The 13,489-nt window shown below is 39.7% G+C and carries 13 protein-coding genes; 8 read left to right on the top strand and 5 right to left on the bottom strand.

The features are described from left to right. Positions 1 to 478: 478 nt before the first annotated feature. The 6 genes from VM932_RS08945 to VM932_RS08920 all read left to right on the top strand — a co-directional run bounded on the left by VM932_RS08945 (position 479) and on the right by VM932_RS08920 (position 7,824). Positions 479 to 2,863 carry a TonB-dependent receptor gene (locus VM932_RS08945; protein ID WP_326278494.1) on the top strand — a complete coding sequence of 795 codons (2,385 nt, stop codon included), beginning with the start codon at positions 479 to 481 and terminating at the stop codon, positions 2,861 to 2,863. 71 nt (positions 2,864 to 2,934) lie between these two features. After that, complete coding sequence (locus VM932_RS08940; RefSeq protein WP_326278493.1) at positions 2,935 to 4,020, top strand: PepSY-associated TM helix domain-containing protein; 1,086 nt, start codon at positions 2,935 to 2,937, stop codon at positions 4,018 to 4,020. A gap of 603 nt (positions 4,021 to 4,623) precedes the next feature. Then, positions 4,624 to 4,890: a hypothetical protein gene (locus tag VM932_RS08935; RefSeq protein ID WP_326278492.1), complete on the top strand. Its 267-nt coding sequence runs from the start codon at positions 4,624 to 4,626 to the stop codon at positions 4,888 to 4,890. 290 nt (positions 4,891 to 5,180) lie between these two features. Next, positions 5,181 to 5,531, top strand: coding sequence for a hypothetical protein (locus tag VM932_RS08930; RefSeq protein ID WP_326278490.1), 351 nt, complete (start codon positions 5,181 to 5,183; stop codon positions 5,529 to 5,531). 683 nt (positions 5,532 to 6,214) lie between these two features. After that, complete coding sequence (locus tag VM932_RS08925; protein WP_326278489.1) at positions 6,215 to 6,829, top strand: DUF6088 family protein; 615 nt, start codon at positions 6,215 to 6,217, stop codon at positions 6,827 to 6,829. Continuing rightward, the gene (locus VM932_RS08920) at positions 6,826 to 7,824 is read left to right on the top strand and encodes a nucleotidyl transferase AbiEii/AbiGii toxin family protein (RefSeq protein WP_108246668.1); all 999 of its coding nucleotides are present in this window, start codon (positions 6,826 to 6,828) and stop codon (positions 7,822 to 7,824) included. Before VM932_RS08925 ends, VM932_RS08920 begins: the two co-directional genes overlap by 4 nt. Positions 7,825 to 8,062: 238 nt before the next feature. On the opposite strand, the gene VM932_RS08915 is transcribed toward VM932_RS08920, so the two are convergent. After that, positions 8,063 to 9,337, bottom strand: coding sequence for a site-specific integrase (locus tag VM932_RS08915; RefSeq protein WP_326278487.1), 1,275 nt, complete (start codon positions 9,335 to 9,337; stop codon positions 8,063 to 8,065). Between the two features lie 545 nt (positions 9,338 to 9,882). Here VM932_RS08915 and VM932_RS08910 point away from each other — a divergent pair. Continuing rightward, positions 9,883 to 10,371, top strand: a complete 489-nt coding sequence (locus VM932_RS08910; protein ID WP_326278486.1) for a hypothetical protein — start codon at positions 9,883 to 9,885, stop codon at positions 10,369 to 10,371. A 173-nt stretch (positions 10,372 to 10,544) separates the two neighbouring features. Next, the gene (locus VM932_RS08905; RefSeq protein WP_326278485.1) at positions 10,545 to 11,189 is read left to right on the top strand and encodes a DUF4145 domain-containing protein; all 645 of its coding nucleotides are present in this window, start codon (positions 10,545 to 10,547) and stop codon (positions 11,187 to 11,189) included. Between the two features lie 216 nt (positions 11,190 to 11,405). Here VM932_RS08905 and VM932_RS08900 read toward each other — a convergent pair whose 3' ends face one another. The 4 genes from VM932_RS08900 to VM932_RS08885 form a co-directional block, all read right to left on the bottom strand. Next, the gene (locus VM932_RS08900; protein ID WP_326278484.1) at positions 11,406 to 11,858 is read right to left on the bottom strand and encodes a hypothetical protein; all 453 of its coding nucleotides are present in this window, start codon (positions 11,856 to 11,858) and stop codon (positions 11,406 to 11,408) included. Further along, positions 11,858 to 12,229 carry a helix-turn-helix domain-containing protein gene (locus VM932_RS08895; RefSeq protein ID WP_326278483.1) on the bottom strand — a complete coding sequence of 124 codons (372 nt, stop codon included), beginning with the start codon at positions 12,227 to 12,229 and terminating at the stop codon, positions 11,858 to 11,860. The genes VM932_RS08900 and VM932_RS08895 overlap by 1 nt, the downstream gene beginning before the upstream one ends. 16 nt (positions 12,230 to 12,245) lie before the next feature. After that, complete coding sequence (locus tag VM932_RS08890; RefSeq protein ID WP_326278481.1) at positions 12,246 to 12,788, bottom strand: hypothetical protein; 543 nt, start codon at positions 12,786 to 12,788, stop codon at positions 12,246 to 12,248. A 186-nt stretch (positions 12,789 to 12,974) separates the two neighbouring features. Next, positions 12,975 to 13,376: a helix-turn-helix domain-containing protein gene (locus tag VM932_RS08885; RefSeq protein WP_326278479.1), complete on the bottom strand. Its 402-nt coding sequence runs from the start codon at positions 13,374 to 13,376 to the stop codon at positions 12,975 to 12,977. Positions 13,377 to 13,489 lie beyond the last annotated feature (113 nt).

Here is a 13,489-nt window from a genome sequence, read left to right as displayed (position 1 = left end):
TGCCCTTGTCCCGTTTATTTTTAAACCATATTCCCAGGATTCCCGTAAACCATGACCTCCTTAATCTTGGTATTTTCAAGTTCTTCTGATGACGCAATATTCCGATGTATCCTAAACCTACCGTAGGCGTAAAGGCGTGTCTATACCATGCGCATATAAAATAGACAATGATCAGTAGTGCATATAACCCGAATGTGTTACAATATATCGGCGACCAGAAGATATAAAAATAAAAAAATCCAAAGGAACCTCATGATCTTTGGCACTTTGGAGGTAGGAACCTTTTACAGGTTTTTCCTTTGAAAGATTGAATGCCCACTCAATTGGAATTCAAAGTTCAACCACCGCTGTTCACCTCTGGCCAACAAAACCATCTAGCAAGCAATTCCATGTTTTTATTTGTATTAAATCTAAATAAGATTTGCAAACACAGCACAAAAACCTATTTTTGCCCCTTATTTTAAATAAATCCAAATTAATGAAACTCATAACACTTGCCACAACCCTCTTATTATCGGTTTGTGCATTTTCCCAATCCAATCTTAACGGAAAAGTAATCGATGAACAAAATCAGCCCTTGATGGGTGCCACGGTTTATATACCTGCACTGCAGATAGGGGCAACAACGGACTACAACGGCAACTTTGAACTCCCTTCCGTTGAAGCAGGCTCCTGGGAGGTCTCGTTTAGAATGTTGGGCTATAGGACACTCATAGAGAAAATGACATTTTCACAAAATGAAACCCTCACATATACTGCCGTACTGACCGAAGACCTGAACAGTTTGGACGAGGTCGTGATTTCAGCCAGCAGGAATTCGGAATACCTATCCGAGATACCGGCCTCCGTAACCGTGGTGGGCGAGGTCAAACTTCAGGAATTCTCCAACTCCACCTCGAACATCAGTGAAATATTGGAGTTTACGGTACCCGGTCTGGCGGTATCCACCGGAACCTTCTCGAACTGGGGGCAGACCTTACGGGGACGTTCGCTATTGGTCATGGTCGACGGGATTCCCCAGTCCACCCCACTGCGAAATGGACAATTGGGAATAAAATCGATCAGCCCCAATGATATCAGTCGGGTCGAGGTCATCAAGGGGGCCACCTCCATTTTTGGCAATGGGGGCAATGGGGGCTTCATCAACTATATCACTAAAAAGCCGGACGCCACTGAAAAAATAGAGGGCACCACAAATGTTTGGGGTACCTCCAACTTGGCGGCCACCGATGATGCCCTTGGTTTTGGGCTGTACCAATCCCTCAAGGGCAATTTGGATAGGTTCACCTACTACATTAGTGGAAGCTACGAAAAGACCGGCAATAAATATGATGCCGACGGGGCGGTAATCTTGCCCACCTATGGCCTGGACAACACAAAGATCTACAGTGCCCTGGCCAAGTTGGAATACCGGATTTCCGATAACCAAAATATCACTTTGGGCGGTAACCTATACAAATCCGCACAGGACACTCCTTTCATCCCGGTTCCCGGAGAATTTGAAGTATTCAACGAAGAAGGGGATTATTCGCTAACGGCCGGCTATGGGGTCGAGGGTTCTATCGAAGGAGAGGAAGCCACGGGATCGACACTTGTGAACGGACAGCTAAAATATAACCTGACCGAAATTTTTGCCGGGACCACGGATTTTACGACGGACCTATATTACCAGAACACGGAAAACATCTTCTTTTACTCGGATAAATTTGAAAACGGGGGCCAATCCGTCATCAATGCTGAAAAATACGGACTGAGGCCAAATTTCAATACGACCTTCCCTGTCAGCTCCACAACGGACGTCTCCCTGACCTATGGAGTGGACCTGCTCCGTGACAAGACCAATCAAGGTCTTTTGGACGGGAGGCTTTGGGTGCCGAACATCAAAATGTTCAGCTGGGCCCCTTACCTTCAATCCACTGCCAAGTTCAATGGGACATGGGTGGTGAAAGCCGGTCTTCGTTTCGATGACATGAACTTGGATATTGAGGACTACAATACGCTTCCCTATTCTCCCCTGGGGGATGACAACTTTAATCCATCGGTTGCCGTGGAAGGTGGAAAGATAGGTTTTGACAACCTGGCCTTCAATGTTGGGATCCGTTACATCAAACACCAAGAGTTCATTCCCTATGTGAGCTATTCCCAAGGATTCTCCATTGCAGACCTGGGTTCGGTGCTACGGTCCGCAACTGCTGACAACATCAATGACATCCAATTGGAACCGGCAGTGACCAAAAATTATGAGTTCGGGTTCCTGTCCAAATTTGATAATATCAAATTTGAAGCTGTGGGCTACTACAGTACCTCCAATTTGGGCACTGGTGTTGTATTCGATGAGAACATCAATTCCTTTGCACCTTCGAAGCAACCACAGGATATCTATGGCGGGGAGGTTGCCGTGGACTATTTTTCCCCGGACAACAAATGGCAACTGGGCACCTCCTATTCATATGTGGAAGGGGTGACCCATACTGCCGGCAATGAAAACAATCTGGTCTATTTGGGAGGTGATGTCATTGCTGCCCCAAAGTGGACGGCCTATGTCAACTGGGCACCTACGGATAAAGTGGATACCTCCCTACGAATGACCCATTTGGGGGACAGGGACAGGTTTGACCCTTATTTGGATGCCAATGACGATTATACCTATAGACATACCCAATTTCCTGTGGAAGGCTATACTTTGCTCAATTGGTCCGCGACCTATCGTTTGCAGTCCAATATATCCGTCTCCTTGGCCATCAATAACCTGCTGAACGAATATTATCTGCCCGCAAGGTCACAATGGGCAGCACCCTTGCGCACCTTTACAGGAGCCGGGGAAGGCATCAATACGAAACTGAGCCTTTTGTACAGTTTCTAATCCATAGAAAACGGTGTCGATGTTCCCATTGGCACCGTTTGAAAACAATATCAGGTACCCTTCTGACCACTATGAACAGAACGATACGGAAAATACACCTTTGGCTGGGCCTCACCTGTGGGCTTATCGCCTCATTTTCAGGTCTCACGGGCTCCCTTTATGTCTGGCAACCCGAACTTTCCGCATTTCTCAATCCCGACCTGCTCCAAGTGGAGGACTTTGGGAATCTGGACGATAGGACCATCATGGAAACCACGGCAAGTTTGGTTGCCATCCATGGGGACAGCATCGACCGTATGTTCCTCCCCTATCGGGAACAACAGACGATTTCCATTACGTTCAATAATGGAAAGACCAGTTATTACCACCCCGAGACCCATGCCTATCTCGGCAAAAAATCAACTTCCATCCGCTTTTTTGAAAACCTGTTGGTCCTTCACCGGAACTTGGGCATACCAACGTATGGCAAATACATTGTGGGGACCAGTGCCATCATTTTCTTTATGTTTCTGTTGACTTCTGGAATCTATATCTGGGCAACATCCTATCGCAACAACTTGAAAGAGGGCTTTACCATAAAATGGAAGGGAAAAAGAAAGAAAATCAATTTCGATTTGCACAAGGCCTTTGGGGCCTATTTTATCGTGCCCTTGCTCCTCATGGCCCTAAGTGGTTCCTACTTTACCTATAATTCATACTACAAGTCGGCACTAAGTCTATTTGATGGGAAACACGACAATACCCAACGACCATGGGTACACGGGGATTCTCCACAATTACAGGATTATCTCTCAAAAACAAATGAATCCTACGCCTTACGGGCCATCCACTTTCCCAAGAATGGAACGGACCATTATAGGCTTCGATATATCAGGGAACGGTTCATAACCGCTGGGCTTCGAAGGACCAAAGAAGTGGAACTTGGTACCAATGGTCGTGTTACGGTGGTGAGTGATTTTAGGACGGACCCCAACAGCAACCGAATGGCAACGCAGTTCTACCCTATCCATATCGGTGAAATGGCCGGTACCCTCGGCAGGATCTTGGTCTTCGTCTCCGGTCTGGTCCCTTTGCTCTTGTTCTTGACGGGGCTCAGCATATACCGGAACAAAAAAAGAAGGAGGACCGGAAAAAAAGACAGGATGCAGGGTCGATGATCTATCGCTGTTTTTTTTCTTTTGATGTCTTGGCTAAATCGAAAATGACAGTAGGCCTTATGTTTCCTATTTGTATCTGCAAAAACGGTAATAGTATTGTACCACAATGATAAAAAACACTCGAACTGTAATCACGAGCAAAGGAGGTAAGAGTGATTCCAAGGATGCATGTCGTATCAAAAAATACGGGGAGAGTTCTGCTGAGGAATTACGCTTTACGGAACCAAGGTCAGAGTCGGTCAAAGAGCTATAGGAACTTTACAATTTGCGCGAACAGTTATCAAAAAGCAGGACATGACTTTTGTTGGGACAGAAAAAAGAAAGCATGGCCCTTGCCAGAGTGTTGCGCCTATAGAAGCTGGCAGAGAGCGATTCTAAATCTGGAAAAAATTGATGCTATCGAAAAGGAAATTAAGAAAATCGTTCTGAACGATTCCAATTTAAAGGATAGCTACGAACTCTTTACCACCATTAAGGGCATTGGTCCAGTAATCGCAAAAAACCTTGTCATCAAAACTGAAAACTTCAAATGTATTACAACGGCCAAAAAGCTGCAGGCTTTACCAGTGTATGTCCTTATCCAATTCTTCCGCAAAAATGTCAATGAAGTCCAAGACCAGTCATATGGCCGACAAAAAACTAAAATCATTGTTATTCTTAGCTGCAAAAACCACAGTGGTGCACAATAAGAGTATAGTTTATATGCAGAACGGAAAAAGCTTGAAGGTAAACCCCTATTTCTTGATTTTGAATAGTGTATCCAATAAACTTTTGAGAACGGGCTATGGAGTGATACAAAGTGGCAGACCACTTAACATGAACCATATTGCAGTGATCCCAGAAAAGTGGTGGGCCAATTCGCCTGATTGATCTGAATGTGACTTAAAAGGTCAATCCATAATTGCTTGTAAATTGTTTCTAGTGGGGCATCATGGAAATGACATAAGGAAATTTCAGCCAAGGAAAGATCTCCTTTAAAAAATAAAGTAGGGTGATTTGCGTTATGGTTGTTACATAACTCAATAATCCAATCTTACAATTGTTATGAAACTCACCAATTTTTTTTTATAATCCTTACCGTTGTTGCTTCCACTGTTTTTGTTAGCTGCAGCAAAGATGATGATACTTTCGCAAGGGTATCCGTTAATGGAACCGAGATAATGGCCACCCCATCCGATTTTGTCGTAGGGGATCGTTCGGATTTTAATGGCGATGTTGATGCAAGCTTTAAGGGCAATGGTGGTTCTGCTGTCCGTGTGTTCAGTTGGAACAACAATCTAACCACTGCCGATTATAATGCTGACATAACAGCCACATCAGAAGGAAGTTTTCAAATTATCGTCCGAGATGCAGATGCTACTGTTGTTTTGGACAGGACTATTCAAGGCGGCACTGAACCCGACAGTATTGATGGGGTAACTTCAGCAGGCGTTTCAGGAATATGGACTGTAACCATTGAAGTGAACAATTTTAATGGTGATGGCAGTTTTTCTTTGAGCGAGGGAAATTAGTTTCTGAAACTGTAAAATTTATAAAAGCCCCTTTTCTGGGGATTTTTTGTTTTTGAATTAACTTGAACTGTTCTGAAAGACAAACATTTTTCGTAACCATATACCCTTATTGTAATAACCATTTGATTTAATTCATACTAAAAAATTTAATTTTTAACAGAGTATATAACAGTTACCTTCGAAACGGTTTTATGCCGTCCCTTGTCCGAGAAAATAGTGCGAGCTTAACTTTCGGGAATATTGGTAAGAAAATAAAAGTTATAAGGCAAAATTCAAGCGTTGGTGCCTGATGTGATTTATAATGGTTTCAAAAGCGCTCCTTGGGAACCCAATGGTTGCCCTTACCATGCAATAGACAAGTTTAAGAATTTTGGCCCAAGAGCACACTGTTCATTAATTTGTTTATAACACACCGTCGACAAAGCCCCTACCCCATTGACTTTCTTCCTGGAAAAAACTAACTTCATTACATGGTAAACATCGATGTTCATAATTCACTCGAAATGTCAAAATAGCTCATGAACATCGATGTTTACCATGTGGAAAATTTGCCTAGTGCTGTTGGTCAAGACCAACAGCACTAGGTTTACATCCTCCATCTTTTGTGATTTTCACTCTTGTCTCCCAAAAAAATTATTCGTCACATTTTTTTACTAAATTTGTGACGAAAAATAAGTGACTAAATGCCCGAACCCACTGAAAAACTTATAAAAAATTCAATTTCGAACCATAAGCGTGGAAAAATTTTTTTCCCGAAAAACTTTTCCAAATTCGGTACATCTGAAGCGATAAGGCAAGCATTGAAAAGGTTAGAGGACAAAGGTTTTTTGATCCGATTGGCCCAAGGTATTTATCTATATCCCAAAGAACACAAGCTACTTGGGACGTTATATCCGTCTTTGGAAGAAATTGCCAAAGCAATCTCTAAAAGGGATAAGGCCAGAATTATTCCCACTGGGATTCAGGCACTCAACCAACTGGGGCTTTCCACACAGGTACCTTTGAATTTAGTTTACTTAACGGACGGAACTTCCCGTACCATATCCGTTGGGGAAAATACAATAAAGTTTAAAAAGGCTTCCCCTAAAATTCTAGCCGTCAAGAGTGAGACCAATATTCTTATCATGCAAGCCCTGCGCCAATTGGGCAAACACAATATAGATGACAAAACCTTGGAAAAAATAAATATGATACTCCAAAAGGTTGACAGAGAATCAATAGTTCATGATATGAAACTAGCTCCTGTTTGGATTTCTGAAATTATGCAAAATTCACTATCAAAAAGGGAACCGACATGAAGGAATGGTTTGATTTATCCGAACAGGACAGAAGAGAAGTGATTGTTCAAACAAGTATTTTAAAAGGCCTTCCACAGGCGGCCATAGAAAAGGATTGGTGGGTGGTCGCTGTCCTTCGCACCCTATTCGAAACCAAATATTCAAACCATCTGGTTTTCAAAGGAGGTACATCCTTGAGCAAGGCATGGAGACTTATTGAGCGCTTTTCGGAGGACATAGATCTGGGAATGGATAAATCCTTTTTTGAATTTGAGGGAGATCTTTCCCGAAAACAGGTTAAAAGACTTAGAAAGGCATCATGCAAGTTTGTGAGCGAGATACTGCCGCAAGATTTAGAGGATAAGCTTCATGAAATGGGCATCAAGGATTTTACCATCCATGTCCGCGATTTTGAAGAATCAGATACTGATCCCTTGGCCATTGAAATCCGCTATAAGTCATTGGTCGACAAGGTTCCCTATTTAGAACCAAGAATACTGGTTGAAATAAGCTCCAGGTCACTTCGGGGACCCTTTGAAAATAGAGAGGTTATATCGTTTATTGGGGAAATGTACAGAGGCCTATCCTTTGCTGATAAAGCCGTTAATATACCCACAGTTTTGCCTCAACGTACATTTTTGGAAAAACTGTTCCTATTGCATGAGGAATTTCAGAAACCAAAAGAACGGGGACCAATAAGAGGTCATCGTATGACAAGGCATTTATATGATGTATCCAGAATGATGGATACAGGATTTGGGGAATCGGCAATAAAGGACAAAGCATTGTACGACAAAATTGTGGCACACCGAGAAGTATATGCACGAATATCTTGGATCGATTATTCAAAGCATGGTTATGAAACTTTGAATTTCATTCCACCTGAAGAAGTTATGGCGGAATGGGAAGAAGATTATGCGGAGATGAAAGAGAGCATGTTCTATGGTAAAACGGAAAGCTTTAAAGATTTAATCAACAAGCTGACCGGCTTGAGAGATAGGTTTAATTCAGCCTAGTTCATTTTGATTCCAATTGTTCTCAAATAGCCCAGAAACAGGACTCAAATGTTAAAGTAGCGTTGAAGTAGAGTCCCTTTCCGCGACAGCTGACTTTTGACCCCTTGAAACTAAGTGTCCTGTCTTATATGTTGAAGTCGAACTGCATTCGATATTGTGCATAAAACAACCCGAAAATCAGCAAAAACTGCTTTCCTAAAAAGGTATTCTAAATAGAAATAACAATACCCCTACAGCTCTACCGTACAATTCTCAAATTGGGAACCCCACTGTTATCTTGAATTTTATGGCTGCTCTCATCCAATATGTTTTTCAATTGGGCCATGTCCTTACTGATTTTCTTTTCCACCACCCTTGCATACTTTTGGGTCGTGGAAAGCTTGGTATGCCCCAAGAGCTTGGAAACGGTCTCTATGGGTACGTCGTTCATAAGGGTGATTGTTGTTGCAAAGGTATGTCTGGCCACATGGAACGTTAGGTGCTTATCAATATTTGCCCTTTGTGCAATAATCTTTAGGTATTGGTTCACCTTTTGATTTGAGTACACAGGAAGAACAATATCTTCATTTTTGGGAAAATCCACATACTTCTCCAAGATGTTCTTGGCCTTGGGCAATAGGGGCACCTTCACTTCGGTCTTCGTCTTTTGGCGCTTTACATCGATCCAGAGTTCCCCGTCGATGCCGGATACGATACCATTGGGATTGAGGAGTTTAATCTCTATGTAGCTAAGTCCGGTATAACAGGCAAAAAGGAAAATATCACGGACCAGTTCCATACCTTTTTCATCGAATTCCAATTGGTCCAACGCGAGGATTTCCCCCTCTTCCAAAAAAGCACTGTCATAATCCTCCATTTTCACTTTATAGAGGTTGAAGGGATTCTTGGGAATGCAATCAAATTTATAGGCCATGGTCACCAATTTCTTGAACCGTAGCATATGTTTCATAATGCCATTGTTGTTCAATGTTTGGAACGACTTGATGGGTTCGCAGTTCCGCAGGAAGTTTTCAAATTCAATCAAAAAGGCATAGTCAATGGAGGCCAACCCAATATCGGGCACCCGATATTTTTTGGCAATGAAACGTTTCAGGTAGGTCTCTGTAGAAGAATAGTTCTTGACTGTCCCTTTGGCCAGTTTGGGCAACTCATAGGTTCGGTTATACTCCAAAAGGTCCAATAGGGTGAGCATCACCTTGTCCTTCCCCAGATATCTAAGCTTGATGGATTGTGCCGTTATAAAGTTGCTCTCCGCACAGAGTTGTCGATGGCATTCCAGCAACTTTGCACGGACGTCGTCCAGATATTTGTTGACAACGACGGATTCACTGGCCCTATGGTCCATTTTTCCCAAAATAGGACACCATCGTTCTTCAAAAGTTGATCTATGGACACTAAGATCTGCATTTTTTCCTTTACATCTGATCCGGACATAAATTGGAAACCGTCCATCTTTTTTTCTTCCTGATTTTTTCAGCCAAAAACTGATACTGAAGGAGTTAGAGGTATTCATGTGTTCTCGCTTTAAGTTAAACTTTGGATTAAGCGAAAGTCAAATCACACGAAAAATCAATTACGGAAGTACAATTTAGGGAATTTTTCCCGACAAAAATAGGACACTCTATAGGACATCCTCACCGATGGTTTTAGATGGAAATAAAAAAAACCAGAAAAAATTAATTTTCTGGTTTTCAATTAATTAAGGTTTTACTTAGTGTCATAAAACCATGGTTCGTCGGGATGACTGAACCATCCATATGATTATATGTTGTTGTAAATCAGAAACAAGCACTGAAATTCCAGAACCTGCACACCTTATTGCTCATTTATCATGAAATTGAGAATAAGAACATATCCATTTGCTACTAAAAATACTGAAATCTGTTTAAAAAGAATGAATTACCTTGAAAAAAATTTTAATCAATCGAACCAATATTCGAATTTCATATTTTACCAATCTATATCTATTTAGAAGTCCTGTCCTAAAGATCTGGGTATCTACAAATCAGATTACATAATTCTGATTGATTAAAAATAAATATTACTCAAAAAACAACAATGGCACAAAACCATAGATTTAAAAAAGCCTCTCAAAAAGAAATATCACTTTATACTCTTTTAGGAGAATCTCTATGCGCAGTTCAAATATTGGAAGATGCCTTAAGTCATTCCATTATTATAAAAAAAACGGAACCAGAACAAAAGAAGGAAGCTGAACAGCTTTTAAAAAAACATCAATTCTACACATTTGGCAAAGCAATAAATATTGCCATAAAAGAATCATTACTACCTAAACCTTTGGAGATTGAACTGTCAAAATTTCTGGATGAGAGAAATTGGCTTATTCATGACAGCATTACAGACAATAAAGAAAAAGTTAGATCTGACGATTACTTTAGCAAACTATTTGAAAGAATAAAAGCCATAACATTAAAAGCTCACAAATTGCAGATTTCAATTGAACAACACTTAATTGAATATGCGGAAAAAAAAGGAAGGGATATGTCCATGGTCAAGAGTGCCATAAATAGATATTATGACTCTTAAGATATACTATAATTCACAACATTAGCAATAAATGAATATCAATTCATTACTAACTATTTCAGAAAACACCTGTCGACTTCAGTTTTGTTTAATAGCAAAAAAAATACGGCTAGGGCTAGATATTTAAATACCCCAACTAATTATTATTTGGAGCTGATAACACCTAAAGGAAAATGATCAAGGAAGAAAAGAATAAAGAAGAAATCAAAGAAATGAATTTTTGTCCAACATGCAATTCTGTAGTCGAGACAGTTATCGTTTATTCATATATTTCTAAAAATACAGTTAATCCAGATTTGTGTGGTCATGTAACAGAAGTATTATTGAGCAAATGTTTAAAATGCAAAAATCCATTTTTGAAGGAGAAAAGTTTTCAAATTGTTGAAGGAGATGAGTATCTTAATAGTGAATTACAATTTTTTCCTAACACCGAAAACGAAGCAATTAAAAATTGTCCTGAGATTGTATTCAACCCGTACAAAGAAGCTCTAAAATGCTATCGAGCACATGCATATGATGCTTGTGTAATAATGTGTCGTAAAGGAATTGAAGCAATCTGTATCGACAAAGGAGAGATTAAAGGAAGTCTTGCCGCTAAACTGAAAAATCTTAACTCAAAAGGAATTTTAGAAAACACTCTTTATAAATGGGCAAACGAATTAAGATTAATCGGAAATGATGGGGCCCATTCTCACGACCAAATTGTCAACCAACAAGACGCCAAAGAAGCTGTTGATTTTTTTGACGCTTTTATAACATATTTGTATCATTTGGTAAATCAATACGAGGAACTAATAAAAAGAAGGAAAAATCAGTAACTAGTGGCTGTGTAAGTGTCCAAAAAAATTGAATGACTTGTTTTTGGTTTGATAAATTTTATTCACTTCTATTAGGTTTTAGTTATAGGGTAACCAATTAACCCCGAGGTATTTTCCTTTACCCAAAATAGACAAATTACTTTGCTGAATCACTCCGAAATTATAATCCTTCCTAACTAGAGATTTATACTCAAATACTGTTATTTAAACTTCTTACTATTCTTGAGAAATCCAGCTTTCAAGTATTTTCGAAGGGTCAATAACAGGAAGGATTAAAGTACCCCATGGTGTGTTAGATGTCTTTTCCATTATAATTCCCCTTAGAGTGGAATAGGAGATACCTGAAAGAGTAGCTACAAACAACTTTTGAAATACTGGAAAGTCGTCTTCGTTTAAGCTATACATCTCCGACAAATTATCCACTTCAAAATAAAAGTTGTATCTGAATTTACATTCAGAAATATTATTTTCTTCATGACTTTCAAAAACTATTTGTAGGCCTAAAAGAAAACCATTTTGGGAAACATCATATGCACTGTTATGAGCTACTTTAATTTCGATTTTTTTGTTGTCATTGGAGGAATCCAATTCATCAATTTCCGAAAATAACTCTTCAATATGTTTTATATGAATTTTAGAAGGGTCGATATGTTGCTTTTTTTTACTCATTAACTTGCATAAGCAGGTTGAACAGTATTATAGTCTCCTTGGGTATATTTCTTTTTATCCTTTAAACCACCTCTAATTACATCAAGGTAAACATAATTTATTATTGGCTCAATATGGATTAATCTTTCCCCAAGGGCTATTTCCATTTTAATAATGGTCTTTCCAGTAAAATTGTGAGTGCCACTCAACCATTTGCTAATTTCAGAGGGAGTTTTGTTAAGCATTGAAGCAAATTCCTTGTCGCTGAGGCCTTTCTCTGATAAAATATTTCTGACCTTATTTGCAATTGCCAAATTGCGCTTAACTAGACGTTCAATGACTGGGTCATTATTTTTGTCAAGCCATTCGTTTATTATGTTGTTCTTTGTCATGGTTTTGTTTTTATTTCTATAACGGCATTATCATATCAATATCAAACGCGATATTAGTAAAGTCGTCTATCCAAGTAATTTCTTTCTCTTTGAGAGCCAAATCAATTGCTTTGGTAAGTTGATTTGCCAATTCAAAGTGTGATTTGACATTGGCACAATCTTGGGCGTTTTTAGCTGTTTTGATATCACCTGAGAAAAGTATTACTACATGTTCATTTAATCTGTAGCAATATAATCTTAAGTTATTGGGTATGTTTTTACCATCTTCTGTGTAAGTGGGTGGTCTATCGGTTCCTTTTGGTGGGAGGCCATTTGCTTCTCCTTGATTTTGTTCATCTCTGAATAAATGTTCTTGTGCACCATATTTTTCTCCAATTTCTTTTAACCAATTTGCGATGTGTACAACCTTCTTCTTGTGCTTTCCCCCATGTGTACGAAGAAATGATTCATACATAGATTCTACACTGTCAAGATTCTCTGGGTCATCGCTTAAACAGATTGAATAATAGCTCACACGGTCATAGTCCTGAATATGTTTAAGGCGTGCAAAACTACTCATATATACGTAAATATAAAAATTAAATTCACTTATAAGTGAATTTAAAGGTTAATTGTTGTTAAAACTGCTTTTACAGTGGTGTAAAACGCTAATCAACTTAAACTTTTAAAGCGAACGAAGCAAAGCGAAGTGCTGCAAGCGTCCCAAAACTTACCTTAACTAATACTACTGAGCGAGGTAAGGATTCTATTTGACCAGTTTTTCCAAATAATCAACTTTGTCCTTTTCTGCTTGTAATAAACGTTCGTAAAGTTTCTTGTTTTCTTCATAAGCATCAATCAACTTGTCCAGTGGATTGAAAGTGCAACCATAATTTACAGCTGAAGAATTGTCTACGTGGTAAGTGTTACCAATGATATTTAAGATTGCTTCTTCAGAGAAATTCTCGATTCCCTCCTTGGTTACCCCCAACGCCTTGGCTATCTCTTCCAACTTGGCATCATCCACCTTTTCGCTGTTCTCAATGTTCGAAACAGCCTGTTGGCTAATGCCCAGTTCCTCGGCAAGGGTTTCTTGTTTCATTCCACGGAGTTCCCTGATCCTACTGATCTTTCTGCCTATATGGTTGTTCTTGGTCTTTGTCTGCATATCTCAAATATAGGGTGTTTCGTACAATAATCCGATTGTAAAATACAAAACTGGTTCAATAAAATACAAGTGCCCATGGTGGGGTACTTGGGAATGTGGCCTTAATATGGTCA

The organism is Flagellimonas halotolerans (assembly GCF_035818535.1).
Lineage (GTDB): Bacteria > Bacteroidota > Bacteroidia > Flavobacteriales > Flavobacteriaceae > Flagellimonas > Flagellimonas halotolerans.
Note: the sequence above shows the minus strand (reverse complement) of the source record. Positions and strands in the feature narration are given on the sequence as shown.